General features: G+C 66.7%; 27 protein-coding genes and 2 pseudogenes. 15 read left to right on the top strand and 14 right to left on the bottom strand.

Annotation, left to right across the window (positions count from 1 at the left end):
• Window position 1: 1 nt before the first annotated feature.
• A complete protein-coding gene (locus tag ACW17V_RS16520) occupies window positions 2-580 on the bottom strand; it encodes a cob(I)yrinic acid a,c-diamide adenosyltransferase (protein ID WP_492106143.1) in 579 nt (192 codons plus the stop codon).
• Between the two features lie 26 nt (window positions 581-606).
• Complete coding sequence (locus ACW17V_RS16515; protein ID WP_492106142.1) at window positions 607-804, bottom strand: twin transmembrane helix small protein; 198 nt, start codon at window positions 802-804, stop codon at window positions 607-609.
• Between the two features lie 312 nt (window positions 805-1,116).
• Between ACW17V_RS16515 and ACW17V_RS16510 the strand changes: the two genes are divergently transcribed.
• The 3 genes from ACW17V_RS16510 (at window position 1,117) to ACW17V_RS16500 (ending at window position 2,666) form a co-directional block, all read left to right on the top strand.
• A complete protein-coding gene (locus ACW17V_RS16510) occupies window positions 1,117-1,341 on the top strand; it encodes a CC0731 family SpdR-regulated protein (RefSeq protein ID WP_492106141.1) in 225 nt (74 codons plus the stop codon).
• Window positions 1,338-1,985 (top strand): TetR family transcriptional regulator, encoded by a 648-nt coding sequence (locus ACW17V_RS16505; RefSeq protein ID WP_492106140.1) that lies wholly within the window; start codon window positions 1,338-1,340, stop codon window positions 1,983-1,985. The genes ACW17V_RS16510 and ACW17V_RS16505 overlap by 4 nt, the downstream gene beginning before the upstream one ends.
• Window positions 1,986-2,057: 72 nt before the next feature.
• Window positions 2,058-2,666, top strand: a complete 609-nt coding sequence (locus ACW17V_RS16500) for a TetR/AcrR family transcriptional regulator (protein WP_492106139.1) — start codon at window positions 2,058-2,060, stop codon at window positions 2,664-2,666.
• Here the strand turns inward: ACW17V_RS16500 and ACW17V_RS16495 are convergent.
• Both ACW17V_RS16495 and ACW17V_RS16490 read right to left on the bottom strand, forming a co-directional pair.
• Complete coding sequence (locus tag ACW17V_RS16495; protein ID WP_492106138.1) at window positions 2,663-4,273, bottom strand: serine hydrolase; 1,611 nt, start codon at window positions 4,271-4,273, stop codon at window positions 2,663-2,665. The genes ACW17V_RS16500 and ACW17V_RS16495 overlap by 4 nt on opposite strands.
• A 224-nt stretch (window positions 4,274-4,497) precedes the next feature.
• Window positions 4,498-6,189 (bottom strand): acyl-CoA dehydrogenase family protein, encoded by a 1,692-nt coding sequence (locus ACW17V_RS16490; RefSeq protein ID WP_492106137.1) that lies wholly within the window; start codon window positions 6,187-6,189, stop codon window positions 4,498-4,500.
• Window positions 6,190-6,294: 105 nt separating this feature from the next.
• On the opposite strand from ACW17V_RS16490, the gene ACW17V_RS16485 reads away from it, so the two are divergent.
• Window positions 6,295-6,921 (top strand): glutathione S-transferase family protein, encoded by a 627-nt coding sequence (locus ACW17V_RS16485; protein ID WP_492106136.1) that lies wholly within the window; start codon window positions 6,295-6,297, stop codon window positions 6,919-6,921.
• A 706-nt stretch (window positions 6,922-7,627) separates the two neighbouring features.
• A pseudogene (locus ACW17V_RS16480) lies at window positions 7,628-7,788 on the top strand (hypothetical protein); the annotation flags it as partial.
• 37 nt (window positions 7,789-7,825) lie between these two features.
• Here ACW17V_RS16480 and ACW17V_RS16475 read toward each other — a convergent pair.
• Complete coding sequence (locus ACW17V_RS16475) at window positions 7,826-8,689, bottom strand: hypothetical protein (protein WP_492106135.1); 864 nt, start codon at window positions 8,687-8,689, stop codon at window positions 7,826-7,828.
• A gap of 213 nt (window positions 8,690-8,902) precedes the next feature.
• Between ACW17V_RS16475 and ACW17V_RS16470 the strand changes: the two genes are divergently transcribed.
• Window positions 8,903-9,475 carry an SH3 domain-containing protein gene (locus ACW17V_RS16470; protein ID WP_492106134.1) on the top strand — a complete coding sequence of 191 codons (573 nt, stop codon included), beginning with the start codon at window positions 8,903-8,905 and terminating at the stop codon, window positions 9,473-9,475.
• A 99-nt stretch (window positions 9,476-9,574) separates the two neighbouring features.
• On the opposite strand, the gene ACW17V_RS16465 is transcribed toward ACW17V_RS16470, so the two are convergent.
• The 3 genes from ACW17V_RS16465 to ACW17V_RS16455 all read right to left on the bottom strand — a co-directional run bounded on the left by ACW17V_RS16465 (window position 9,575) and on the right by ACW17V_RS16455 (window position 12,906).
• Window positions 9,575-10,093: a CPBP family glutamic-type intramembrane protease gene (locus ACW17V_RS16465; protein WP_492106133.1), complete on the bottom strand. Its 519-nt coding sequence runs from the start codon at window positions 10,091-10,093 to the stop codon at window positions 9,575-9,577.
• A gap of 168 nt (window positions 10,094-10,261) precedes the next feature.
• A complete protein-coding gene (locus ACW17V_RS16460) occupies window positions 10,262-11,377 on the bottom strand; it encodes a Rieske 2Fe-2S domain-containing protein (RefSeq protein WP_492106132.1) in 1,116 nt (371 codons plus the stop codon).
• Window positions 11,378-11,430: 53 nt separating this feature from the next.
• On the bottom strand, window positions 11,431-12,906 hold the full coding sequence (locus ACW17V_RS16455) for a M20 family peptidase (RefSeq protein WP_492106131.1): 1,476 nt from the start codon (window positions 12,904-12,906) through the stop codon (window positions 11,431-11,433).
• Between the two features lie 980 nt (window positions 12,907-13,886).
• Between ACW17V_RS16455 and ACW17V_RS16450 the strand changes: the two genes are divergently transcribed.
• A complete protein-coding gene (locus ACW17V_RS16450; protein WP_492106130.1) occupies window positions 13,887-14,477 on the top strand; it encodes a hypothetical protein in 591 nt (196 codons plus the stop codon).
• A gap of 13 nt (window positions 14,478-14,490) precedes the next feature.
• On the opposite strand, the pseudogene ACW17V_RS16445 reads toward ACW17V_RS16450, so the two are convergent.
• Window positions 14,491-14,735, bottom strand: a pseudogene (locus ACW17V_RS16445) (crotonyl-CoA carboxylase/reductase); the annotation flags it as partial.
• A gap of 147 nt (window positions 14,736-14,882) precedes the next feature.
• Here ACW17V_RS16445 and ACW17V_RS16440 point away from each other — a divergent pair.
• Window positions 14,883-15,356: a hypothetical protein gene (locus ACW17V_RS16440; protein ID WP_492106129.1), complete on the top strand. Its 474-nt coding sequence runs from the start codon at window positions 14,883-14,885 to the stop codon at window positions 15,354-15,356.
• Between the two features lie 16 nt (window positions 15,357-15,372).
• Here the strand turns inward: ACW17V_RS16440 and ccrA are convergent, their stop codons facing one another.
• Window positions 15,373-16,647, bottom strand: coding sequence for a crotonyl-CoA carboxylase/reductase (gene ccrA, locus ACW17V_RS16435; RefSeq protein WP_492106128.1), 1,275 nt, complete (start codon window positions 16,645-16,647; stop codon window positions 15,373-15,375).
• 254 nt (window positions 16,648-16,901) lie between these two features.
• Here ccrA and ACW17V_RS16430 point away from each other — a divergent pair, with 254 nt between their 5' ends.
• The 5 genes from ACW17V_RS16430 (at window position 16,902) to ACW17V_RS16410 (ending at window position 20,791) form a co-directional block, all read left to right on the top strand.
• Window positions 16,902-17,630, top strand: a complete 729-nt coding sequence (locus ACW17V_RS16430; protein ID WP_492106127.1) for an enoyl-CoA hydratase/isomerase family protein — start codon at window positions 16,902-16,904, stop codon at window positions 17,628-17,630.
• A 122-nt stretch (window positions 17,631-17,752) separates the two neighbouring features.
• The gene (locus ACW17V_RS16425; protein WP_492106126.1) at window positions 17,753-17,995 is read left to right on the top strand and encodes an HP1242/YdcH family protein; all 243 of its coding nucleotides are present in this window, start codon (window positions 17,753-17,755) and stop codon (window positions 17,993-17,995) included.
• 130 nt (window positions 17,996-18,125) lie between these two features.
• Window positions 18,126-20,114 (top strand): methylmalonyl-CoA mutase family protein, encoded by a 1,989-nt coding sequence (locus ACW17V_RS16420; RefSeq protein ID WP_492106125.1) that lies wholly within the window; start codon window positions 18,126-18,128, stop codon window positions 20,112-20,114.
• Window positions 20,115-20,165: 51 nt separating this feature from the next.
• Complete coding sequence (locus tag ACW17V_RS16415; protein WP_492106124.1) at window positions 20,166-20,450, top strand: toxin-antitoxin system TumE family protein; 285 nt, start codon at window positions 20,166-20,168, stop codon at window positions 20,448-20,450.
• A complete protein-coding gene (locus ACW17V_RS16410; RefSeq protein ID WP_492106123.1) occupies window positions 20,447-20,791 on the top strand; it encodes an HVO_A0114 family putative DNA-binding protein in 345 nt (114 codons plus the stop codon). The genes ACW17V_RS16415 and ACW17V_RS16410 overlap by 4 nt, the downstream gene beginning before the upstream one ends.
• 10 nt (window positions 20,792-20,801) lie before the next feature.
• On the opposite strand, the gene ACW17V_RS16405 is transcribed toward ACW17V_RS16410, so the two are convergent.
• Window positions 20,802-22,178, bottom strand: coding sequence for an MFS transporter (locus ACW17V_RS16405; RefSeq protein ID WP_492106122.1), 1,377 nt, complete (start codon window positions 22,176-22,178; stop codon window positions 20,802-20,804).
• An 84-nt stretch (window positions 22,179-22,262) separates the two neighbouring features.
• Here ACW17V_RS16405 and ACW17V_RS16400 point away from each other — a divergent pair, with 84 nt between their 5' ends.
• Entirely contained in the window at window positions 22,263-22,997 is a 735-nt protein-coding gene (locus tag ACW17V_RS16400) for an extensin-like domain-containing protein (protein ID WP_492106121.1), read from the top strand.
• Window positions 22,998-23,074: 77 nt separating this feature from the next.
• Complete coding sequence (locus ACW17V_RS16395) at window positions 23,075-23,827, top strand: extensin-like domain-containing protein (RefSeq protein ID WP_492106120.1); 753 nt, start codon at window positions 23,075-23,077, stop codon at window positions 23,825-23,827.
• A 17-nt stretch (window positions 23,828-23,844) separates the two neighbouring features.
• On the opposite strand, the gene ACW17V_RS16390 is transcribed toward ACW17V_RS16395, so the two are convergent.
• From ACW17V_RS16390 to ACW17V_RS16380, 3 genes are all read right to left on the bottom strand, one after another.
• Complete coding sequence (locus ACW17V_RS16390; RefSeq protein WP_492106119.1) at window positions 23,845-24,144, bottom strand: hypothetical protein; 300 nt, start codon at window positions 24,142-24,144, stop codon at window positions 23,845-23,847.
• A gap of 54 nt (window positions 24,145-24,198) precedes the next feature.
• The gene (locus ACW17V_RS16385) at window positions 24,199-24,696 is read right to left on the bottom strand and encodes an SRPBCC family protein (protein WP_492106118.1); all 498 of its coding nucleotides are present in this window, start codon (window positions 24,694-24,696) and stop codon (window positions 24,199-24,201) included.
• A 77-nt stretch (window positions 24,697-24,773) separates the two neighbouring features.
• Window positions 24,774-25,520, bottom strand: a complete 747-nt coding sequence (locus ACW17V_RS16380; protein WP_492106117.1) for a TetR/AcrR family transcriptional regulator — start codon at window positions 25,518-25,520, stop codon at window positions 24,774-24,776.
• Between the last annotated feature and the right edge of the window lie 22 nt (window positions 25,521-25,542).

Genomic DNA, 25,542 nt, shown 5'->3' with positions numbered 1-25,542 from the left:
TCTAGCGCGTCGCGCCAGGCTTCCAGAGCACGTCGGCTCCGCCCTTTTCGTTGGCCCAGCGGGCCGCGACGAACAGCAGGTCAGACAGGCGGTTGAGATATTTCAGCGCCGGCTGCCCGACGACTTCGCCCTCGATTTCCGACAAGTGCACCACCGCGCGCTCGGCGCGGCGGCAGACGGTGCGGGCCACATGCAGGGCGGCCGAGGCCGGCGATCCGGCCGGTAGGACGAACGAGGTCAGGGCCGAGAGCTCGCTGTTCAGGCGGTCAATTTCCTGCTCGAGGCGCTCGACCTGGCTCTCGACGACTCGCAGGGGCTCCCAGGCGGGCTTTTCGTCTTGCTCAGGCGTGGCCAGATCCGCGCCCAGGTCGAACAGGTCATTCTGGATGCGCTCCAGCATGGCGTCGAGCTGAGGATCGTGTGCGGTGTGTTGTCGCGCCACGCCCAGAAAGGCGTTGGTTTCATCGACGCCGCCATAGGCGTCGACCCTCAGCGAAGCCTTGCTGACGGGCGCTCCGGTGGCCAGACGGGTCGAGCCGCCATCACCCGTGCGGGTGTAGATCTTGTTGAGCGTGACCATGGGTCGCAGACCGCCGTTATCGCATCTTAGCGCGTGCGCCACCAATATGCGGCCACCAGCACGATGATCGCCGCGAACTGCAGCACCACGCGAAGGCGCATCAGCTTGTTGGAGTAGGAGCGGCCGAAATCACCGCCCCGGAACAGCGCATAGAGTCCGCCGCTGAGCGCCAGAAGCACCGCCAGGAGCGCGGCCGGAACGAGGAAGTCGAAGAGTTTATCCATAGCTTGAGGATAGGCGTTCTACGGGCGCTTGGCCACAACGCTTCGCCTTCGCGAAACGGTGTCCGATGAGCGAATTCGTCGAACTGGTTCGTTGAGTGCATTTGTCGCACTGGTAATATGCAACTGGCCGCATATATAGAAAAAACCAGCCGACGTTCGGCGATTTTAGTTTTGTCTAGCGGTTGCAATCCCATCAGTAGGGCGATATGGCCCCCGCTTCGATTTTTCCAGTATGCGTTCGTTGAACATGATCACCTCCTCACCGCAGATCGTTCAACGCTCATCCCCAGCGGGGAGGCAGGAGAAAACAGAATGGCAAAGGCCGCTATAGCCGTCGCCGCGTTCTCCGCGTCCGAACGCGAAGACGCCATGGCGGAAGTCCGCCAGCTGATCACCGACCTGCGCGACGCCGCGCAGGATGGCCGCCATCTGGCGCGCCGCTATGCCGACGTTCTTCAGAATGTCGTCGATGAATATTGTACCGAGTTCGAGAAGCGCGCCGAGGCGGCCCTCGCTCGACTGGAGGCCGCCGCATGAGCTTTGTATCCGTCAATATCGAGTCGGCCACCGACGCCCCCGTCAAGCTGACCCGCCGGGCCCTGGCCAAGCAGCGTACGCGCGAACGCGTCCTGTCGGCCGCCCGTCGTCTGTTCAGCGAGCGCGGCTATGAAGGCGCGACCATTCGCGATATCGCCCAGGCCGCCGGCATGTCGACCGGAGCGGTGTTCGCCAGCTTCGCCGACAAGACCGAGTTGTTCGACGAAATCCTGACCGCCGACTACGAAGTGATCTACGCGCAGATGGTTCAGGCCGCCCGCGCCGCCGCCACCGTCGACGAGGCTCTTCTGGGTCTGTTTGGCGTCGCCTATAACTTCCATGTCGACCAACTGCCGCTGCTGCGCGCCAGTATCGCCGTGTCGTGGACGCGCACCGAGGCCGCCGAGCGTCGCTCGCGCGCGGATCTCAAGCACATCTTCCGCCTGATCGGCGAAGTCACCCAGCGTGGCATCGATCAGGGTCAGCTGAAGAGCGGCATCGATGCAAAGCTCTTGGCTGAAATGACTTGGGACGTGTATGTCGCAAACTATCGCCGAGCCGTCTTTGACGGCTGGACGGTGGAAGCGTTGCTCGCGCGACTTTCAGATCAACTGAAGGTCATTTTCGCGGGCGCTCGCGCCTGACAGGGGGACGCCCCGTTGGGGCGGGGCGTCCTCGATCATAATTAGACGCTAGCGTGTTCGAGGGGGACGGGCTTGGGCGTAAGAGACGACCAGAAGCAGGCGACGCGTGAGAAGGTCCTGGTGGCCGCTCGCGACCTGTTCAACGACGTCGGTTACGAGGAAACCACCATCCGCGCCATCGCGGAGCGGGCGGGTGTCTCGGTCGGCAGCGTTTTCACGACCTTCGCCTCGAAGGCCGAGGTGCTCAGCCATGTCATGGAGCACCGCCTCACCGATCTCTATATCGAATTTGACCGTGTCCTGCCGTATCTGCGCGGCTCGACCGCCGACCGGCTGTGCTCGATCTTCGCGATCCACTACGAGTTCGAGACCCGGCGGGTGAAGCTGTTTCTCGCCCATATCGCCGCCTCCTACAGCCCAAGCGTCGATCCGGGCGTCACGCCTTACGGCCGCAATCTGCGCCTGACCAACATGCTGCGCGACGTGCTCGAAGAGGGTGTAAGGCGCGGTGAGGTTCGGGCCGATCTCGATCAGCAGGTGGCCATCGACGTGCTCAAGGCCGCCTATGCCTGGAACTACCGGATGGCCGCCAATACCGGCGGCAAGGGCGACGCCTCGGCAATGTCGGCCGCCATGGACCGCCAGATCCTGGCCATCGCCGAGGGCTGGCGACCCCGTTAGGGCAACCGCGTCAGCCGCAGGTCCTGATAGTCGAACGAGAAGTCGGCCAGCGGCGAGACCGCCCTGGCCAGGGCTGACTTCACCGCGCCGTTCTCGACGTCGAAGGTGATGAAGGCGTCCTCCTGGGTGCGGTCGTCGAAGACCGTCTTGAAGGTCTCGCCGTCGAACAGCTCCAGCCTGCCCTGCAGGGCCGGGGTCTTGTCGAACGAGACCGTGAGGCCTTTCGCCTTTTTGCCCTTGGCTTTTCCGATCGTGACCGTGCCGTACCAGGGATCGCGATAAACCCCGACATAGGCGTCGAGCGGCAGGCTGGGCGGCTTGCCGCCGCCCTTGGGTGTGGCGGCGTCGGCGGCGTCCTTGGCGATCTGGACGTCGTTTTCAGCCTGGACGCGCTTGCTGGAGGCGATCCAGTCAAAGTCGCTGCGGCCCTGCAGGCGGTCGGGACCGCCAAAGCGCAACGCGCGCAGCACCGGGCTTTCCTCGGCGTTGGTCATCACCATGATGCCCGACTTCCGGCCGGGCAGCAGGCCCGTATAGGAGATGAAGCCCGCCAGGCCGCCGGTGTGCCACAGCAGGCGCTCGCCGCGATGGTCCTGCACGAACCAGCCCAGGGCATAGGCCTGCATCGAGGGGCGCGCGGGGTTTTCCGCCGTCGGGCCATCGCTGGATGTCGTGATGGTCTGCGGCTTCCACATCTCGCGGGCGGTGGCCTCGGACCACAGGCGCTTGCCGTCGGGCAGGGCGCCCAGGGCCAGCTGCACGCGCATCCATTTGCCGATGTCGGCCGGCGTCGTATTGACCCCACCCGCGGCGGCGGCCGAGGCGAAGCTGTCATCGAAGGGCAGGACGGTCTGCGGACCCATGCCGCGCACCGGCGGTCCCAGGCGGCAGTGCGGCTCGGCCCGGCGGGACTTGTCGACCTGGGCCGGGGTGGTCACCGTGTCGGTCATGCCCAGCGGATCGAGAATCCGGGTCTTGATGAAGTCTTCCCACGGCTTGCCGGTGACGGCCGCGACGACTTCGCCAGCGGCGACGTAGAGCACGTTGTCATAGGCGTAGCCGCCCCGGAATTGGCTCCCGATCGGCAGGTATTTCAGCCCCGCGACGATCTCGGCCCGGGTGTGGGTCGGGGCGGGCCAGATCATCAGGTCGCCCGCGCCCAGCGTCAGGCCGCTGCGGTGGACCAGCAGATCGCGCACGGTCATCAGCCTGGTGATCACCGGGTCGCTCATCGCGAAGTCCGGCAGGTAGCGGGTGACCGGCGCGTCCCACTCGACCTTGCCGTCCTCGACCAGCATGGCCAGGGCCGCCGCCGTCATGGCCTTGGTGTTGGAGGCGATGCCGAAGACGGTGTTCTCGTCGCACTTGGCCGGCGAGCCCAAGCGCTTGACGCCATAGCCCTTGGCCAGGGTGATCTGGCCGTTCTCGACCACGGCGACGCCCAGTCCCGGCTGGTCGGGGAAGGCGGCCATGACCTGCTGGGCGTACTGGTCGACCGCCGCAGCGACCGAGCCGGTTTCCCGGGCCCGGGCGGATCCGCCGAACGCGGCGAGCCCGCCGGTGGCCAGGGCGGAGATCAGGGCGGTGCGGCGGGTCGTGGCGATCATGATGCGTCCTTGGGTGCGGGCGCAGGCTAAGCTGATGCCTGTGCACGCCGCAAGCGCCGGGACGCCCCCTCCGTCACGTCGCCTATCGGCGCCGCGCCACCTCCCCCGTTTCACGGGGCAGGAGGGTAAGGCTGTTCTTCTCCTGCCCCGTAGCGAAGCGTGCGGGGGAGGTGGCGCGATGCGAATACGCATCGTGACGGAGGGGGCGTCAGGCGCTGGCCAGCCTAGTTCCCGCCGTCCAGCAGCCGCCTTGCGATCACCTGGGCCTGGATCTCGCCAGCGCCCTCGAAGATGTTGAGGATGCGGGCGTCGGCCAGCACGCGGCTGATGACGTATTCGGTCGCAAAGCCATTGCCGCCGTGAATCTGCAGGGCGTTGTCGGCCGCGGCCCAGGCCACGCGGGCGGCGATCAGCTTGGCCATGCCGGCCTCGACGTCGCAGCGCTTGTCCTCGTCCTTCTGGGCGGCCGCGAAATAGGTCAGCTGGCGCACACCCATGATCTCGGCCGCCATCATCGCCAGCTTGTTGGCGACGCGGGGGAATTCGAAGATCGCCTGGCCAAACTGCTTGCGGTCCATCGCGTAGGACAGGCCCACCTCCAGCGCCGACTGGGCCACGCCCACGGCGCGGGCGGCGGTCTGGATGCGGGCGCTCTCGAAGGTGGCCATCAATTGCTTGAAGCCCTGGCCCTCGACCCCGCCCAGCAGGTTTTCGGCCGGCACGGTGAAGCCGTCGAAGCCCAGCTCATATTCCTTCATGCCGCGATAGCCGATCACGCCGATCTCGCCGCCGCTCATGCCCTGGGCGGGGAAGTCGTCGCCCTCGACGCCGCGCGGCTTGGGGGCCAGCAGCATGGAGAGGCCGCGATAGTCGGTGGTGGCCAGATCGGTGCGAACCAGCAGGGTCATCACATCGGCGCGGGCCGCGTGGGTGATCCAGGTCTTGTTGCCGGTCACCACATAGCGGTCGCCCTCCAGCGCCGCCCGGGTGCGCAGGGCTCCCAGGTCGGAGCCGGTATTGGGTTCGGTGAAGACGGCGGTGGGCAGGATCTCGGCGCTGGCGATGCGCGGCAGCCAATACTGCTTCTGGGCCTCGGTGCCGCCCGTCAGGATCAGCTCGCCGGCGATCTCGGACCGGGTGGCCAGGGAGCCCACGCCGATCCAGGCGCGCGACAGCTCTTCGGAGACCACGCACATGGCGGTCTTGCCCATGCCGCTGCCGCCATATTCCTCGGGGATTGTCAGGCCGAACACGCCCAGGGCGCCCAGTTCCTCGACCAGCTCGATGGGGATCAGCTCGTCCTTCAGGTGCCATTCGTGGGCGAAGGGCGTGACCTTTTCCTCGGCGAAGGCGTGGAACTGGTCGCGGATCATCTCGAAGGTTTCGTCCAGGCCGGTGTTTTCCAGCGTCGGACGGCCGCGCGCTTCGGCCAGGCGCCGAGCGATGGCGGTCTTGACCGCCTGACCGCCGCCCTGGGTCGTCAGGGTGATCAGGGCCGGGGCCGAGAGCAGGTCGAGGCTGGCGCGATCGGGGGTCAGGTCGCCGGGGCGGATGATCTCGCCCTGGTTCATGGCGATGCCGGTCGCCAGCTGGACGCCGTATTCCGCGAACAGCAGCTGGGCCAGCAGGGCCTCGATCTCGGTGAAGCGGCCGCTGGCCTCCAGGCGCTCGGCCCAGCCGGCCACCTGGTTCAGCAGCTCGGCATAGGAGGCGTACCAGCCGAAGCCGTGAACGACGTGCTGCTCCAGATCGGCCAGCTTGCGATCGACCTTGCCGTCCGGCCGGGCGATCCTGGCCTTCACGACCGGATGGGCCTTGTCGACGAAGGCCTGGGCGGCCGTGGCGGCCTCGCGCAGCAGGCCCGTCAGGCCGGGCAGAACGATCGAGATATTATCCTGGGCGACCGTTGCGGTCATGACTTGCTCCCCTGCGCCAAACAGTTGTTTTCTTTCACTCTGGCTCTTTTCGCACCTGCGAGCAATGCCGCAGCGCAGCATAAAACCACAAAACGGGGAAGAAACATGCTGAAAGTCCACCACCTCAACGAGTCCCGGTCGCAGCGCATCCTGTGGCTTCTCGAGGAACTGAGCGTTCCCTACGAGATCGTGTTCCACACCCGCGACGCCAAGACCCGCCTAGCCCCGCCGTCGCTGACCGACGTGCATCCGCTGGGCAAGTCGCCGGTCATCGTGGATGGCGACCTGACCGTGATCGAGTCCGGCGCGATCATCGACTATGTCATCCGCCGTCACGGTGAAGGTCGGCTGGCGCCCGATCCCGCCAGCGCCGACTACGACCGCTATCAGCAGTGGCTGCACTATGCCGAGGGCTCGGCCATGCTGCCCCTGATGCTCAACATGTATGTCGGCCGGCTGGGCGAGGGCGGCGCGCCGCTGCAGCCGCGCATCCAGTCCGAGATTTCCAACCACCTGGCCTTCGTTAATGACAGCCTGGCCGGCCGCCAGTTCTTCGTCGGCGACGGTCTGACCGGCGCCGACATCCAGATGAGCTTCGTGCCCGAGGTCGCCAAGGCCATGGGCAAGCTGCCGGAGTATCCGCACATGGCCGCCTGGATCGAGCGCATGCACGCCCGCCCGGCGTGGAAGACGGCCCTCGACAAGAGCGGGCCCTACGCCCTGGGGGCTTAGGGGCGCCGGTTTTCTCCTTCATTGGCTTTCTTCCCCCTTCCCGTCGGCGGATGGGGGAAGGGTTGGGGATGGGGGTGACAGCGGTTCAGGATATGGCTCCGACGGTGTGAAATCGTCTGGCGGGGTCACCCCCATCCCCGCCCTTCCCCCATCAAAGGGGGAAGGGAGACGACACGGGCTCTCAGCCTCACGCGGCATGAGCCACTGAAGGGGTTGGGGAGGCGCGAAGCGGCCGGGGCGAACCCGGATGACCGTGATGTGTTTTGTGCGTTTCGGCTCGACCTGTCCGCTTCGCAGAAGCTGTTCTTGCGTGAGGATCGGGCCAAGCGAGCGTCTTTCAGCTCTGATACCCAAGAGCCCCCGTACGGGCGCGCACCAAGGTCAATCGGCTAACCGTCTCGACCCCCGACGATGCGCGATAGGCGGGTTTACGATCCCTCGCCCTGTTGCTCCGCGCTGTTCCTCCGACGAGCCTTCCGGTGGTCCCGGATCTATCCAACGAACAGACCACCTTCGTCCTCGCCGCGTGACCGCGCGGCCCCGCTCAGCTCCATCCCCATCGCCGCTGTTGGGCCGGATCCAGGCGCCTCCCCCTGCGACGGGGACAGCACCAAGAATACGGGCGGTTTGAGCTCCGAGGATTGGCGCGATCAACTATTTTATAGAGCGTTGATTTCGTTGAACTCGGTTTCGGCAAGAACGGGGATTGGGCGCCCCCTATCTCCATACTCCACCGTCATTCCCACCCTTGTGGCGGGAACCCCTCTGTCCGCCGCAGGTGCGGGAGGGGCGAAGTGCGCGCGCACTTCGCTTGCGCTTCACGTGTCCGCTGAATCAGGGGTTCCCGCCACAAGGGCGGGAATGACGGAGGTTTATGGGATGAGCCCCTGGGAAGACGTCGCGACTACTGGTTCCCGGTATAGGCCACGCCCTTGACCGTCTCGTCATAGGCGGTCGGCGGGTTGTCCGGCAAGTTGCGCAGCTTGGCCTTGGGTACGCTCAGTTCCCGCACCCGCCAGGCGTTGGGTCCAACGCGCGTGAAGACCGCCGGGGTCTCTTCGCCGTAGCCTGTCAGCTCCATGCCTGGATTGGCCTCCTCGGTGGCCGGACGCAGGCAGTAACCCTTGATCTCGGTGTCGCTGACCCACTCCGTGGTCAGGCAGCGCGACTTGAACTCGAATCTGCGGTGCGGCTTGCTCGACCAGTCGCGCAGCTCGGTGCGGGCGCGGGGGTCGTCGTCCGCCTCAAGGGTCTCGGCCTGGGCCGAAATGGCGAGCACGGCGCCCCGCCACTGACCGATTTCGGCAGATTCGATCTCGACGCCTCGCTTGTCATAGAAGGTGCTGATAGGCACGTAGTCGGCGGGCGCAGCGAAATAGGACGTGACGACCTCGTAGACGGTCTGCATGCCTTGGACGGTCGGCACCTCAAAGACACGCGTCAGCAGGCTGTAGGTTTCCTCGTCGTCGGTCACGGTCAGGCTGGCTTGGCCGTTGTGTTGCAGCGTCAGGGTCGGACCCTTGCGCGCGTCCGGCTGGCCCAATTCCTTCAGCAACTTGGCCTCGATAAGGCGCTCCTCGTCACGTTGGGCGTACAGGTCGAACTGCGGCAGCTCTGGCTCCGGCGCAGCGGCGGACGTCGCCGGTGCGACAGGCTTGGCCGCTTCGGCCGGCGGCTTGGCGGCGCCGGGGAGCTTGTCACAGCCGGACAGGGCGGCAAGGGCGGCCAGGCTGAGCGCAAGCGTCACGGATCTGGACTGGAACGACATGGGGCCCCGGGCGACTGAAATGGCGGGCGCACCCTAGCCAGAACCCAAGGGTGAGCAAGGCGGCGCCTCGTGGGGTTGTGCGGGGCGACGTTTTTTCAACATGAACGAAATCTGTCCGCGCGGTCGCCGACCCCGTTCAGCTTCACCCTGTCATGGTCTGTCTCACGGGGTTGATGACCCCGGACATATTCCACCGGGACAAGGACTATCGACATGACCAGCCTCAAGACCTTCAAGACCATCGCCCTGACCCTGGCCGCTTCGGCCAGCGCCCTGACCCTGGTTTCGGCCCCGTCGGCCTTCGCCGTCGAGCAGCGCCTGGGTGGCGTGGTCGGCTGCAACGCCTCGGGCCAGAAGCAGGAAGGCGGCGCCGTGATCGGCGCCCTGCTGGGCGCCGTGGCCGGCAGCAACCTGGCCAAGAACGACCGGGGCACGGGCACCGCCATCGGCGCCGTGGTCGGCGCGGGCGCCGGTTCCTATGTCGGCTGCAAGATGCAGAAGAAGGACGCCCGTCAGGCTGTCGGCGGCGCCTACAAGTATGACGGCGTGCGCTTCGCCAACTCGGTCCAGGCCCAGCCGGTGACCCAGATCAAGGGCAAGTATGTCGCCCGCTCCAACCTGAACCTGCGCGCCTCGGCCTCAACCCGCGGCGCCAAGGTGGGCGGTGTCGCCGCCGGCCAGACCTTCCAGGCTCTGGGCCGCACCGATGACGGCAAGTGGATCCTGGTCGGCCAGGACGGCGTCGGCGTGGGCTACGTCTCCAGCGCCTATGTCTACCGCGCCTAAGTCATAGAGGTCTGGAGCGCGGCTTCCGTCCCTCACCGCGCTCCAAGCACGAGCCCGTCTGGTCGTTCCCCCGACCAGGCGGGCTTTACTTTGCCGGGTTCAGCCCAGCGCGCTGACCCCGCCCCACCAGGTCTGCCACGCCACGACCAGCGCCCAGTGCAGCAGGACCGCCGGCCACAGCGAGCCGGTTATGTGCCGCATGATGGCGCAACCAAGTCCGAGGAATGCGCAACAGACCAGAAAGTCGGGTCGCAGAAATACGCTCGCGGCGGCGGGAAGGAACGTCAGGGCTTCAAGGACATGCCAGAAGACGTAGAGCGTCACTGAAATCCGGATTGGCCAGACAGCCTCTGTCTTTTCGTGCAGCGTCGGCACGAGCAGGCCGCGAAAGATGATCTCTTCGCCCAGAGCTGGAACGAAGAACACCAGAGCCATGCGCTGGAGCAGGTCCGGCTGAGTGGGCGTGAGGTGGTAAAGGCCGGTCGAGAAACCGAAAAGGCCCATGCTGGCGAGGGTGACACTCGATATGGCGAGACACACCGCCCAACCCCTGCCTGTGGGCAGGGTGATGAGGGACTGGGTAAGGCGCGTCGCATAGATTTTCAGGCCGCCTGCCATCCCCACTCCGCTCTCCCCGGCGAAAGCCGGGGTCCAGATCGAACCCGCACACGCTTGTGACACAGGTCAGACCGTTGGCGCGATCACCCCAAAGGCTCAGGATGAATCTGGGCCCCGGCGTTGGCTTCGCCGCCCTTCGGGTCGCCGGGGAGAGCGGAGGAAGAGGGGCTAGGTCCGCCAGCGCAGCACGGTGTCCTTGACCGGATTGACGAAGGCCCGGCCCTCGGCGCGGCTGGCCTGCCATTCGCGCTTGCATTGCTGGTACCAGCGAGCCTGCTGGTCGGCGTCGCCCACCCACATCAGCGGCGGGTTGGACTGCAGGCCCTGGCTCTGGACGCCGACGATATAGCCGTCCTGGCGCAGGAAGGCCCGGGCCGCGATGCGGATGATCGGATAGAGGGCCGTGAAGGCCCAGTGATCGGACCACATGATCTGGTTCATGCGGGTTTTGTTGGCGTTGATCGGCGTCATCGCCGACAGGGCCAGCACCTGCTTTTTGCCGACCGTCACATGCTCCCAGCGCAGGCCGGGCAGGCGGAAGGTGATCTCGGTCAGGGGCTCGCCGCCCAGGATGGCGTAGGCCTTGGAATTTTTGGACGGCTCGTGCCGCACCATGGTGAAGCCGGCCTCGGACGGGGCGAAGCGCTTCTTCTTCTCGTGCTGGCTGGCGGTGGTGCGCCACCACCATTGCTGATGCACATAGGGGCCGTGGGCCGGATCGATCAGGCCCAGCACCGCGTGGTCGATATGGATGTCATAGTCCAGATGATCGACCAGCTTGGGCTTGCCGCCGACGATCCCCGGAATGACCGGCGGGGCCTCGGGCGGCTCGCCGTCGAAGCGGGCGTCCGACGACATCCAGATCCAGACCAGGCCCTGCTGTTCCAAGACCGGATAGCGGCGCACCCGCACCTTGGTGATGTCCAGGTCGCTGTCGGCGGTGAGCGAGGGGATCGCCGTGCAGGCGCCGTCAGTGCCGAACCGCCAGCCGTGATAGGGGCATTCGATGCTCTCGCCGCCGTCGGCCTCGGTCCTGACCTTGCCGGCCGACAGGGCGGCGGCGCGGTGCGGGCAGATGTCGCGGATGGCGTAGGCGACGCCGGCTTTCGTGCGGCCCAGCAGCACCGGCTCGGCCAGCAGCTCGCGGTGCTCCATCTTCCCCGGTTTCAGGTCGGGCGACAGGGCGGCGACGTACCAGGCGTCCATGACGAAGCCCTCGCCGAACCGGGCGGCGGGGGCGGACTTGGGGGCGGATTTGGGAGCAGGCGAGGCGTCGTCGGGCATGGGGGTCTTATAGCCCAGTTTGCTGACTTTTCACGACGCTTTGGGGATGGGGCCTACCGCCCCGCCGCCGTCTCGACCAGGCGCTGATAGAACCGCACCATCCGCTCCACATTGGCCAGGCTGATGTGCTCGTCGGTGCCGTGGATCATCTTGGTCTCGTCGATCGACAGCACCAGCGGCTGGAAGCGATAGACGTCGCTGGCCACGGGGGCGAGATAGCGGCTGTCGGTGCCGGCGGTGACGAGGCCCGGCACCACCGGGGCCTGGCTCTCGTCGGCGGCCAGGCCGGCCAGGGTCTTCCAGGCGTCGGAACTGGTGGAGGAGATCGGCGAGGGCTCGTCGGGCGTCTTGGTCCAGGCCAGTTCCACCGGCAGCTTGCCGACGGCGTCTTTCGCCCGGGCCATGACCTTGGCCGAGGTGTCGCCCGGCGCGATGCGGTAGTTGATCCAGGCGGTGGCGTCCTGCGGCAGGACGTTTTCCTTGGGCGAGCCCTTCAGCATGGTCGGGGCGATGGTGGTGTGCAGCATGGCCGCGCCGGCCGGGGTCTTGGCCGTGACCTGCACCAGCAGGGGCGCGAACAGCCAGGTGTTGGCGGCGAACACCCGCACCGGCAGCGAGGCGTGGGGGGCGATGGATTTCAGCATGTCGGCGCCCGGGCCGGCGAACTTCATCGGGAAGGGCTTGTCGGTGATGGCCAGCACGGCTCGCGACAGCGTCGCGACCCCCGTTTCCTCCGGCGGCGCCGAGGAGTGGCCGCCGACCGCCGGGGCCGTGACCTTCAGCGTGGCGTAGCCCTTCTCGGCCGTGCCGATGATGGCGGTGGGCTTGCCGGTGACCGGATGGTCGGCGACCACGGCCATGCCCTCGTCGAGCACGAACTGGGCCTTGACCCCGCGCGCCTTCAGCAGGGCCGCCGCCGCCCGCGCCCCGACGCCGCGCACCTCTTCGTCATGGCCGCTGACGATGATCACGGTGCGCACGGGCTTGAAGCCGCCGGCCGCCAGACCGTCCAGCGCCTCGAACAGGGTGATCAGCGAGCCCTTGTCGTCGATCGCGCCGCGACCCCAGACGGCGTTGTCGGCCACCACGCCGTCGAAAGGCGGATGGGTCCACGAGCCTTCGCTGCCCGGCGTCACCGGCACCACGTCCTGGTGGGCCATCAGCACGATGGGGGGCAGGGCCGGGTTCGAGCCGGGCCAGGTGTAGACCAGCGTGTGCTCGGCCAGCACCTCGCGCCGCATAGCGGCGTGGGCGGCGGGATAGGTCGTCTGCATCCAGGCGTGCAGCCTGTCCCACTCGGCCGGCTGGTCGTCGGCCCGGTCCTGGTGGCTGATGGTCTGGAAGCGGATGGCCTGGGCCAGGTTGGCCGCGGCCTTGTTGGTGTCGACCGTGCGTCCGGGGGCCAGTTTCGCCGCCGCCACGTCGACCGAGGCCGGGGCCTTGAAGGTCGCGGTCCGCACCGCCACGACGCCGGCCACGGCCAGCACCAGTCCCACGGCCGTCAGACCGGCCTTGCCCGCAAATCCCATCACGCGTCTCCCCCGAACATTTGTTCGGGACTGTGCGTCCGCGCGGGGCGATTGCCAATCCCTTGCAGAGGGGGGGGCGTCTGGCGGACATGGCTTAGCGACCTCGCGCGAAAATCGCCGAGGGGATGGGAAGGGTCGCGGAGCGTCCGGGCCTCGCCCGGATGAGGGGGTGTAGAAGTACCGTTTCGACGAAGACAGACGCTCCGCGTGATCGGCTTCCAGAAGCCTTCGAGGCGCGGGGTTTTAACCCGCTCCCGACTTAGGCCCCCGGCGGGCGGTGAGGTAGCGAACCTCAACCGGACCGCATGGGCGATTTCAGCCCATGCCTGTCGCGCATCGTGCGGGCGTCGCCAAAGGGAGTTCCCGACGGTCCGGGTCTGGCTTCAACACGGCGGCTCCCCGCAGGAACCGATCCGCTCCGCCAAACCCCATCGGGCCTTCGACGACGGCCGACGGGCGCTTCCCGCTCGACCACCCCTGCCAGCCGCTACGGTCGCCGGCCTAGCGCCCTTCCCGTGCTGTCAGGTGGGATCATTATGCGGGCGGTTTGACCGCGGAGGATTGGCGCGATCAACTATTTTACAGGCCGTTGAAAAGACTTGCGGTTGTATCGGAAAGAATGGGGATTGAGCGCCCTCAATCCCCTGCTCGCCCCGCAAACCCTTGGCGTCGCGGACGCGCCGAAGGCGCGAGCCGGCGACTTTGGTGGGCCAAGTTGGTTTTTGCCATGTCTGTACCGGCCGCTCACAGCGGTCAGGCCGCGTCCTGAAACCCTTGGAAGCCAGCCTGCTCTGAGTGAGGGCCTCGTCAAGGACCGCCTCTGGCGGCCGCGTCGCGGCGACGCGACGCGTCGTCCTTGACGAGGCCCTCACTCAGAGCTCTCGTTCCACCAAGGGGTTTAGGGCAAGGTGTCAGGTGCGGGAATTAGCTAGTGGCTACTGCTATGAATTGGATCGTTCTCTGCGATATTTGGAGGATTAATGGAAAATCACCAACATCTTCCAATAGATGATCTGGCGTGGCCATCCGTTGACGAAATTCCCGACGCTTGGGCGAGAATGGGGATGAAAATCGGGCTCTTTATCTTGAGCTGGTCTTTTATAGATCAGCAGCTAGATTTGGATATTTGGCTGGCTAGGTCGAGAACTTCAAAAAGAGGATCGAGGCTGACTGTTGGATTTACTGAAAGGCTTAGCGAGTGGCGAAAAGCGTATAGCGAAGGGTTTGTGTCAGAATTAGACTCGGTCGACGCATTTTTCGAGACCTTGGAGACGGCCAACCGATTCAGGAATGACATCGCTCATAATATTGTCAGCGTTGGTTGCTTCGGAGCTGGCACATACGCATGGCTAAACATCTCGAGGTCGAACAGGTTTTTTGAGAAAGAATTTAAAGCTTGGTTGTCTTCCGCCAATTCAAAGAAGAAAGACGAGCCAATGGAGTTCACCAGTCAGCAAATTCCTGAGCAAGATCTCGATTTCGCAATGGGTCTAATTGGCCAATTACGGCGCGATATACTGAATTCGGGAAGCCCGATTCGGCGACGGTTTCAGGAAAAGCTTGGGCTTTAGAAGGAGCCCCGCCCTACATCACCCCACTCAACTCCTGCACCTCCTCAAACGTCCGCAACCCGGCCGCTGAGTGCAGACCAACACCTCCATGTTCCCCGGCAGATGCTGGTTAGCCAGCATCTTCTCGTGCGCCGCCGGTATGTCGTTCCACGGGAACACTTCCGACAGACACGAATCCACGCGCCGGTCGATGGCCAGCTGGTTGGCGGCCGACGCCTGCATCAGGTTGGCGAAGTGAAACCCCTGCACGCGCGTCTGCGATCTGTTGCAAAGGCTGGGTCTGGCTGCCTACTGCACGGCCTTGGGCCATCCGCCGGACTACCCGGTCCAGCAGCAAGCATCGAAAATTGACGCGCGTAATTTTGTATGAGAGCGTTCAGTCTCAGCCATGGCGGGTGAGGCGCAATGTTCCAGAGAGCGATCCGCGTTGAGGCCGATGCGAAAAAGCGGGTCGCGGCGGCTGCGGTTTGGCTGGTCACGGCCACGCTGCTCTGCCTTCCCGGGCTGGTCCTTGTCGTCAACGAGCAGAGGCAGGCCAAAGCCGCCGACGCCAGCGCCTGGAGCATGACGGGACCGCCCTGTACGCCCTTAGCCAGGGCGCGGTTCTACAGGTCGTCGCGGCCGCCGAGCCAGACGGTCTACGCGGGCGTTCTGTTCCAGCGCCGGGCCGGACACATGCTGTGCATGCGCCGGCCCTACGCGAAGCGCGGCTCCGAAGACAGGTTCCCGGCGTGTCGGTTCACCGGACCGGACTATCTGAGCGTCTCGGCCGGCGGACAGGAACGCTACTACGATCTGACCGGCGGTCGATCGGCGCGGGTGGGCGTGCTTGACGGCGCGATCCGCTGCATTGTCACGCCGAAGTTCACGATGCGCTGAAGGCTAAGGGGGGCGCCTAAAGCGCCCCGCTCAGCTCCTGCACTTCCTCGAAGGTCCGCAGACCCGGACGCTGGGCGCAAACCAGCACGCCCATGTTGCCGGGCAGGTGCTGGTTGGCCAGCATCTTCTCGTGCGCGGCGGGGATGTCGTCCCAGGGGAACACTTCCGACAGGCACGGGTCGACGCGGCGGTCGATGACCAGCTGGTTGGCGGCGCTGGCCTGCATCAGGTTGGCGAAGTGCGACCCCTGCACGCGCTTCTGGCGCATCCACAGGAAGCGGGCGTCCATGGTCAGGTTGAAGCCGCTGGTGCCGGCGCAGATGGCGACCATGCCGCCGCGTTTGACGACGAACACCGAGACCGGGAAGGTGGCTTCGCCAGGGTGTTCGAACACCATGTCGACGTCCTTGTTGCCGGTGATCTGCCAGATCGCCTTACCGAACTTGCGGCTTTCCTTCATGTAGTCGTTGAATTCGGGGCCGTTGACCTTGGGCAGCTGGCCCCAGCAGTTGAATTCGTTGCGGTTCAGCACCGCCTTGGCGCCCATCGACAGCACGAACTCGCGCTTGTCCTCGGAGCTGACCACGCCGATGGCGTTGGCGCCGGCCACGGCGGCCAGCTGCACGGCGAAGACGCCCAGCCCCCCCGAGGCGCCCCAGACCAGCACGTTCTGGCCCGGCCGCAGCTCATGCGGCTTGTGGCCGAACAGCATGCGATAGGCGGTGGCCAGGGTCAGGGTGTAGCAGGCGGCCTCTTCCCAGGTCAGGTGCTTGGGGCGGGGCAGCAGCTGGCGCGACTGCACCCGGCAGAACTGGGCGAAGCTGCCGTCCGGCGTCTCGTAGCCCCAGATGCGCTGGCTGGTCGAGAACATCGGGTCGCCGCCGTTGCACTCCTCGTCGTCGCCGTCGTCCTGGTTACAGTGGATGACCACCTCGTCGCCCAGCTTCCAGCGTTTGACCTTCTTGCCCACGGCCCAGACGATGCCCGAGGCGTCGGATCCGGCGATGTGATAGGGCTGCTTGTGCCCGTCCAGCGGGCTGATCGGCTCGCCCAGGGCGGCCCAGACGCCGTTGTAATTGACCCCGGCGGCCATCACGAGCACCAGCACCTCGTCCTCGCCGATCTCCCAGGTGGGAACGACTTCGACCTGCATGGCCGTGGACGGCTTGCCGTGGCGCTCCTTGCGGATGCTCCAGGCGTACATGTTTTTGGGCACATGGAAGGGCGGCGGGATCTCGCCGATCTCGTAGAGATCCTTCACAGGCGACTTCTCAAGCGTCGTGGTCGTCATGTCACTCCCCGTTTCTTTCGGCGTTGCAGCAACGCTCGAAAGCTCAACTCGGCTGCGCGCGGGGTGGTCGAAATGGCAAAAAACCATCGCCAACCCGTCGTTTTTGGTCCCGAGGCGGATAAATCGACCTCGAAGCGGCCTAAGCTGAGACAACTGTTTGAAACTGGCAAGCGGAATCTTGTGCGACGCAACATGAGCGTCGCCTTGTCGCGGCGAAGGCTGTTCAAGCGGCCGGCGATCGGCGAGGCTTGGCCATGACCCCGACCCTGCATGTCTCCCGTCCCCGCGCCGCCATCGTCCTGCTGGAACTGGACGGGCCGCCGGCCAACGGACTGGGCATGGCCCTTCGCCTCGCTTTGGAAGAGGCCCTGGACGCCATCGACGCCGATCTTGACGTGCGGGCGGTGGTGCTGACGGGACGCAACGGCGCGTTCTGCGCGGGCGATGATCTGCGTGAGGCGGCCGGGCGGGGCGCGGGCCAGCTGGAGGCCGTGCTGGGTTTCAACGTTCTGATGGACAGGGTCGAGGCGTGCCGTGTGCCGATCATCGCGGCCATCGACGGCTGGTGTCTGGGCGGCGGGCTGGAGCTGGCCCTGTCGTGCGACATCCGCATCGCCAGCGACCGGGCCAGTTTCGCGGCCTCGGGCGTGAACATCGGGCTGATGGCGTCGGTGGTCCGGCTGCCCCGGTTGATCGGCGAGGCGCGGGCCAAGGCGCATCTGCTGACCGGGGCCAGCTTTGATCCGGCCCGGGCCCTGGCGGACGGGGTAGTGAGCCAGGTGCAGGCGGTGGAGGCGCTGCTGCCCGCCGCCCTGGAGTTGGCCGACCGCATCGCCTCGCGCGCGCCCCTGGCGGTCGAGGCGGCCAAGCGGGCCGTGGCCGGTGGCGCGGCGGACGTGGCCTCGCTGGTGGCCAGCGCCGATCACGCCGAAGCCGTCGCCGCGTTCATGGCCAAACGGCCGGCGGTGTTTCACCGGGCCTGAGCAGACGATCGCCGGGCCAGAAGATCGCCGGGATTGATCGACCGCAAAGCCGGCCTCCGCCCGCCCGCGCAGGATGGGGACGGCGCCAAGCTGGGCGTCAATTTCCCTGGAAGTCCTGAGCCATGAGCAACACCCCCCACGAACTGCACGAAGAGTTTCCCCAGGACGCCGACCGCATCCATGCGCTGAAGACCAGCGACGCCCACTTCGCCAAGCTTGTTGAGGGCTATCACGAGGTCAATCGCGCCGTGCACCGGATGGAGACCAACATCGAAGCGGTCGCCGACGCCGTCCTCGAGGATTTCAAGAAGCAGCGCCTGGAATTGAAGGACAAGATCGCCTCGGCCCTGGCCAAGCTGGCCTGAGGCCTTGACCGGCCCGGTGGCGCGTGCGCCGCCGGGTCGCCCCTCACACTTCGCTTTTGCGATATTGCATCGCAGCAAGACCGGGTTCATTATCGACGGTAATCAAGAACGATAAGTCGGGAGCGCGGGAATGTCAGGCAAGCCGTATCAGCACGAGCCAGATGCGCCGTGGATCTTCCGCACCTATGCCGGCCACTCGACGGCCGAGAAGTCCAACAGCCTGTATCGGGCCAACCTGGCCAAGGGCCAGACCGGCCTGTCGGTGGCTTTCGATCTTCCCACCCAGACCGGCTATGACCCCGATCACATCCTGTCGCGCGGCGAAGTGGGCAAGGTCGGCGTGCCGATCAGCCACCTGGGCGACATGCGTCAGCTGTTCGACCAGATCCCGCTGGACCAGTCCAACACCTCGATGACCATCAACGCCCCGGCCGCCTGGCTGCTGGCGATGTATGTGGCGCTGGCCGACGAGCAGGGGGCCGATCGCAAGCTTCTGCAGGGCACGACGCAGAATGATCTGATCAAGGAATATCTGTCGCGCGGCACCTACATCTTCCCGCCGGGCCCGAGCCTGCGGCTGATCGGCGACATGATCGCCTGGTGCTATCTGGAGGTTCCCAAGTGGAACCCGATGAACGTCTGCAGCTATCACCTGCAGGAAGCCGGGGCGACGCCAGAGCAGGAGCTGGCCTTCGCCCTGGCGACCGCGATTTCCGTGCTCGACACCGTCAAGGCCGGCGGCCAGGTGCCCGAGCAGGACTTCGAGATCGTCGCCTCGCGCATCAGCTTCTTCGTCAACGCCGGCGTGCGGTTCGTCACCGAGCTGTGCAAGATGCGGTCGTTCACGCGCCTGTGGGACCAGATCCTGCTGGAGCGCTACGGCGTGCAGGACAAGAAGGCCCGGCGCTTCCGCTATGGGGTGCAGGTCAATAGCCTGGGCCTGACAGAGCAGCAGCCCGAGAACAACGTCTATCGCATCCTGATAGAGGCTCTGGCGGTGACGCTGAGCAAGGACGCCCGCTGCCGGGCCCTGCAGCTGCCGGCCTGGAACGAGGCCCTGGGCCTGCCGCGCCCGTTCGACCAGCAGTGGTCGCTGCGCCTGCAGCAGGTGCTGGCCTACGAGACCGACCTGCTGGAATACGAAGACCTATTCGACGGCTCTCACGTCGTCGAGGCCAAGGTCGCCGAGCTGTCGAAGGGGGCGCTGGAGCAGCTGGCCCTGATCGACGACATGGGCGGGGCCCAGAACGCCATCGACTACATGAAGACCCAGCTGGTGGCGTCCAACGCCAAGCGGGTGCGCTCGGTCGAGACCGGCGACATGACCGTGGTCGGCGTCAACCGCTGGACCGACACCGAGGCCTCGCCCCTGTCGGCCGGCGAAAGCTCGATCGAGACCGTCGACCCGCGCCTCGAGGCCGGCGTCGTCGAACGCATCAAGGCCTGGCGCGCGGCGCGTAATGATGGCGCGGTTCAGGCGGCCCTGGCCGACCTGAAGGCGGCGGCCCAGTCCGGCCGCAACATCATGGAACCCTCGATCGTGGCGGCCAAGGCCGGGGTCACCACCGGCGAATGGTCCGGCGCCCTGCGCGAGGTGTTCGGCGAATATCGCGGCCCGACCGGCGTGGCGATCGTGGTCTCGACCGGCGAGGCCGAGGACGTCGAGGCGGTCAAGCGCGAGGTCGAGCGGGTCTCGCAGGTGCTGGGCCGCACCCTGACCTATCTGGTCGGCAAGCCCGGCCTGGACGGTCACTCCAACGGCGCCGAGCAGATCGCCACCCGGGCCCGCGCGGTCGGCATGGAGGTCGTCTATGACGGCATCCGCTCGACCCCCGACGAGATCGTCCGCCGGGCCAAGGAGAGCCGGGCCCACGTGGTGGGGCTGTCGATCCTGTCGGGCTCGCACCTGGATCTGGTGCAGGAAGTCGTCCGCCTGATGCGCGCCGAGGGGCTGGGCGACATCCCGGTCGTGGTGGGCGGCATCATTCCTGACGCCGACGCCCTGATCCTGAAGCAGATGGGCGTGGCGCGAATCTACACGCCCAAGGACTTCAAGATCACCGACATCATGGGCGACATCGTCAAGCTGGTGGAAGGCGCGGTGCTGGTCGAGGCGTAGGGTTGTTGGAGTGTTTGACAACGGGCTGATGCTGTTGGCATATTCTCCAACATGAGAGCTGAGCTTCTTCTGCAGGAGCGCCACCAGATCGCGGAGGCCGCATTCGCGACCATCAAGATCTGGCGGGTAGCTGAGCCGGTGCGAGGCTCTCACCACGACCTGAAATATTCGCTGGCCTATGTGGTGAGCGGCGTCTGCGTGCTTCGCTACGACAATGAAGCGGGCAAGGGCGATCATCGGCATCTGGGTGACCAGGAAATGCCCTATCGGTTCAGCACGCCTGACGCCTTGCTGGCGGATTTCTGGACCGATGTTGATCGATGGAGGCCCCAATGACCACCGTGACCCTGTCCGTCGCCTCTCGGGATGACCTGAAGCAGCGCGCTTTGGCTGCGTTCGCTGGTGAGGCCCAGGGCGCTCACATCTCGTTTGCCTCGGCCGAACTGCTCTGGACCACCTTGACCCGCAAGCGTTGGGAGATCCTGCGCGCCATGACGGGGCAGGGCGCCCTATCGATCCGCGAGGTCGCCCGCCGGGTCGAGCGCGATGTGAAGGCCGTGCATGGCGACATCCACGCCCTGATCGACGCCGGTGTGCTGGAAGCCGCTCCCGGCGGCGGGGTGGTGTTTCCCTATGACGCCGTCCACGTTGATTTCATGCTGACGGCAGCGGCTTGAAGACGGGCGCCTAACGCCGTCCCAGCCGCCAGGCCGCCGCGAAGGCGACCAGGGCCAGGGGCGTGAAGGCGCCGAACAGCCACGGTCCCACGGCATAGGCCGCCGCCGGCTCGACGCCGTGGCCGAAGCCCAGCAGGTTGGCCATGGCTCCCGCCGCCGCCGAGCCGGCCGCGCCGCCGATCAGCTGGACGGTGGGCACGGCCGAGGAGGCCAGGGCCTGTTCGTCGGCCGGCGCCGCGGCGATCACCCGCCGGGCCAGGAAGGCCCAGCACAGGCCAAAGCCGCAGCCGATCACCAGGAAGGCCAGGCCCGTCTCGACCAGGCCGCCGCGCGTGACGGCCCAGGCGCTCCAGACCACGCCGATCAGCAGGGTCCCGACGCCGGTCCGGATCGCCAGACCCTCGCGCGCCGGGGGCAGACCGCCGACCAGCAGGGCGCAGACCGTCCAGCCCGCCGCGATGGCGCCGGTGACATAGCCGGCCATCAGGGGCGAGGCGGCGTGGCGGGCCTGGATGAAGGCGGGACCATAGACGGTGAAGCCGATGGCGGCGGCCTCGCAGGCGAACATGATCAGCAGGCCAAGGCCGGTGGCGGTGGTCAGGTCCGAGACGGTGCGGGGCAGCAGGCGATCCCGGGTCCCGCGGTTGACCGCCAGCATCGCCGCCATCCCGACCATGCCCAGCACGGCGCAGGTGATGGCGGCCGCCGGCGAGGCGACGACCCCGGCCAGTCCGATCAGGCAGACCCCGACGATCAGTAGTGTCAGCTGCAGGCCCGGCACGCGGTTGCGCGACTCGCCGCGCTTTTCCGAGGGCAGCATGACCGCCACGGCGACCACGAAGACCACGGCCTGGGCGACGAACAGCCAGAAGGCGCCGCGCCAGAAGCCGGCCTGGGCGAACAGGCCGCCGACCAGCGGACCCAGCAGGGTGGCGCCGCCCCACACGCCGGCCACGGCGCCATAGACGCGCGGCCACAGGCTTTCGGGGAAGAGGGCGGTGATGGCCACGTAGCACAGCGCCACGACCGCGCCGGCGCCCAGGCCCTGCACCAGCCGGCCCACCACGAAGGTGATGAACTCCGGCGCCAGCGCGCTCATCGCGCAGCCCACCGCATAGGCGATCCCGGCCAGCAGGGTGGCCAGCCGCAGGCCCAGGGCGATCGACAGCTTGCCGCTGCACGCCCCGGCAACGATGGAGCCCATCAGGAAGGCCGCCACCGACCAGCCGAAATACTGATAGCCGCCGATCTCGCGCGCGACGCTGGGCATGATGGTCGCCGTCACCAGCGTGTCGGCCGCGTTCAGCCAGATGCCCAGGCACAGCAGCGCGAAGCGCGGCAGCAGCGCGCGGTCGAGCAGGGCGGGGTGGTCGGGCGTTGCGGACATGGGCTGGCGGTGATGCCCTGTTCTGGCCGTCTCGCCAAGTGCGCGCCGTGAACCTTGCCCCCCGCGTCGCCGTTGCACAGGATAATGCGCCTCTCGTTCCCACCCTCGCCCCGCGTTCCGCCGCATCTGGTCGCCCTGGCCGAGATGGGGGCGTTCCTGCTCGACATGGCCCTGGCTGGCCTGCTGCTGCTTGCGCTGGTCGACCGGCTGGCGCCGCCTCAGGACCTGCCCTGGAAGCCTTTCTCGCTGAACCAGCCCCTGGGTCTGGCGACGGCGGCCAAGCTGTCGCGGATCGCCGCCGATCCCGCCGCCTGCCGCGCCGCCCTGGACGAAGGCGGCGTGGCGTTCAGCGACCAGCCCGTGCGCGAGAAGGATTTCTGCTCGACCCGCGACACCGTGCGCTTCGCCAGCCGCCTGGCGCCCGCCGCGCCGGTGATGACCTGCCCGATGGCCCTGAGCTACGTCCTGTGGGAGCGGCAGGTGTTGAGGCCCGCCGCGCGCCAGATCCTGCAGTCACCGCTCACCCGGGTGGACCATCTGGGAACCTATGCCTGCCGCACGATCTACGGCCGTCCGGGCGAGCGTCCCAGCCAGCACGCCCGCGCCAACGCCCTGGATGTGGCCGGCTTCCGGCTGGCCGACGGCCGCAGGGTGAGCGTGCGGGCCGACTTCCGCGATCCCGGACCCGAGGGCCGCTTCCTGCGCGCCGCCCGCGACGGCGCCTGCGCGGTGTTCGGCGCGGTGCTGAGCCCCGACTACAACGCCGCCCACGCCGACCACCTGCATCTTGATCACAGTCGCTATCATCTGTGCCGTTGAAGCGGTTTGACGGTTGAACCCCTGGTCACGGTCGTGCTTGGTGCGGCGTTAACCTTTGCAAGGCGCTCCCCCGCCCCATGGCCTATCGCGTTCCGCGCCATCCGCGCATCGAGCACCACGCCAGACATCAGACGCGCCTGGCGCGGCTGACCGGTCTGGTGCTGCTGTGGATTCTGGTGGCGATCATGGCCTTGCTGGCCCAGCGCGCCCTTCCCACCCAGCATGCGCCGTGGAAGACGCTGAGCGTCGTCGATCCGGTCGGCATGGCCACTCGCATCAAGGCCGCTCGCAGCGGCCGCGATCCAAAGCTGTGCCGGGCGATCCTGGCCAAGGCCGGTCTGACCTATGTCGACCTGCCTGACCGGACCGAGGGCGATTTCTGCGTGGTGCGCGACGCCCTGCGCATCGAGTCCGGCATGGCGCCGCTGATCCCCGCCGATGCGCCGATGGTCTGCAAGGAGGCGCTGGCCCTGACGATCTGGGAGCGCCAGGTCGTGCAGCCCGCCGCCTATGAGCTTCTGGGCCAGGGCGTCACGGGCCTGGAGCACTACGGCGCCTATTCCTGCCGGCGCATGTACGGCAAGACCGAAGGCCCTGTCAGCGAGCACGCCCTGGCCGACGCGATCGACCTGGCCGGCTTCCAGCTGACCGACGGCAGCCGGGTGATGGTGGCGACCGACTGGACCGATCCCGGCCCCAGGGGCCAGTTCCTGCGCCGGGTGCGCGACGGCGCGTGCCGGGTGTTCCTGACCACCCTGAGCCCCGACTACAACGCCGAGCATCGCGATCACTTCCACCTCGACATGAACGGCTGGAGCAAGTGCGCCTGAAGAAGCCGGCCTGACGGTCAGGGCTTGCCCAGGTTCATGCCCAGGGTCGGGCCAATCCCATCGGGATGGTCGCCAAACGGATGGTCCGCGCCGCGCTTGCGGGCGGCGGTTTCCAGCCTGCGCCGCAGATCCTCGTTCAGCGCCAGGACAGGCGCATCGTCTTCGTCGTCATCGGGCGCGGCCGGGATGGAGGCGGCGATGACCTGACGCAGGCGCTCGCCGAAGGCCTGGTCCTCGGGCGAGCCCGGCAGCGGCGGAGCGTCGAGGAAGGCCATGACCTCCTCCAGAGCGGTTTCGGCATCGACGGTCCTGGGCATCTCGACTCCTCGCATGTGCAGCCAAGGCAACGGCGGGGAGTCGGGCCAGTTCCCCTAAAGCGTCGCCGCCAGGGCCGCCATCTGGTCGGCGGCGATGCCCCAGCCCTCGGCGAAGCCCATCTGCTCGTGGGTCCGGCAATCCTCGACCGTCCAGTGGCGGGCGATGGCGGTGTAGCGGGTCCTGCCGTCGCCAAGGTCTTCGAAGGTGATGATCCCCGTCATGAAGGGCTTGGCCGACGGCTTCCAGGTTTCGGTGAAGGCGTCGGTGAACACGATCTTCCTGTTCTCGATCACCTCCAGATAAACGCCCGGATTGTCGATGACCTCGCCGTTGGGGCCGTTCATGGTGATCAGGCTGTTTCCCCCGGTGCGCACGTCGATGACCGCTTTGGAGACGTACCAGGGCGGCGGGCAGAACCACTTGGGCAGCAGCTCTGGCGTGGCCCAGCACCTGAACAGCTTGTCGGCCGGGACGTCGATGATCCGGGTCAGGACCAGGTCGCGCTCCGGATCGGCGTGGGCGGCGTCGGGGCTGGCGGTGTCGAGCGACATGATCGGCTCCATCGGATTGGCGTGACTTTCGCCTCAAGGACGCGCCGGCTCCAGAGGCCCCGACAGCGAGGCGGGATTTATTTCGCGGACGCCGGCGCCTGTCGCCGCGTTTCAGCCGCGGCGCGGCGCGGCTCCAGCCCCCTGAGGCTGACGACCCCCATCGCGGCCATCAGCCGGTCGGGGGTCACGCCGTGAATGGTGGGCACCCATTTGACCAGCCAGATCAGCATGCCCAGCAAGAGCTGCACGACCAGCTTGGGTTCGCAGGCGACGATCGAGCCGTCGAAAATGCCGTCCTCGACCAGCCGTTCCAGGTCATTGGTCAGTCTCTGGCCCCAGTCCGATACCTCGGCGCGCTGGGCGTCGGTCAGATAGGACAGGTCGCCGAAATAGAGCAGGGGCCCGTTTTCCGCAGCGTCATGCAGCAGATCACGCAGGAAACGTTCGAGCTTTTCCGCCCCCGCGCCGTGCGTGCGGAGGGTGGCCACAAGAATACTTTCCAGCCGCTCCAGGGACTGAAGATGGCAGGCAAAGGCCAGGGCCTGCTTGTTCGGGAAGTAATAATAGAGCGCCGCATCCCGCAGATCGAGCCTTGCGGCGATCTCGGACATCGTGGCTAGAGCAAAGCTCTTGATATTGATGATTTCGCTGGCGGCCCGAAGGATCGCGTCGCGCTTCTTGACGGACTTGAGACTGCGCGACAGCGTCCTGGATCCATCGGTTCCCATGGTTTCGCCGGGGTCTACGCCCTTCACATGCCTGCCCCGCTTTGCGCCTTGTCCCGGCGTTTGGGTGTCTATTGAACGGATAATGCCAGATCGCAAGCGCCGTTCAAGAAAGTCTAAC

The organism is Caulobacter sp. FV2ye17ST, from assembly GCF_058680955.1.
This window is presented reverse-complemented; position numbering and strand designations above follow the sequence as displayed.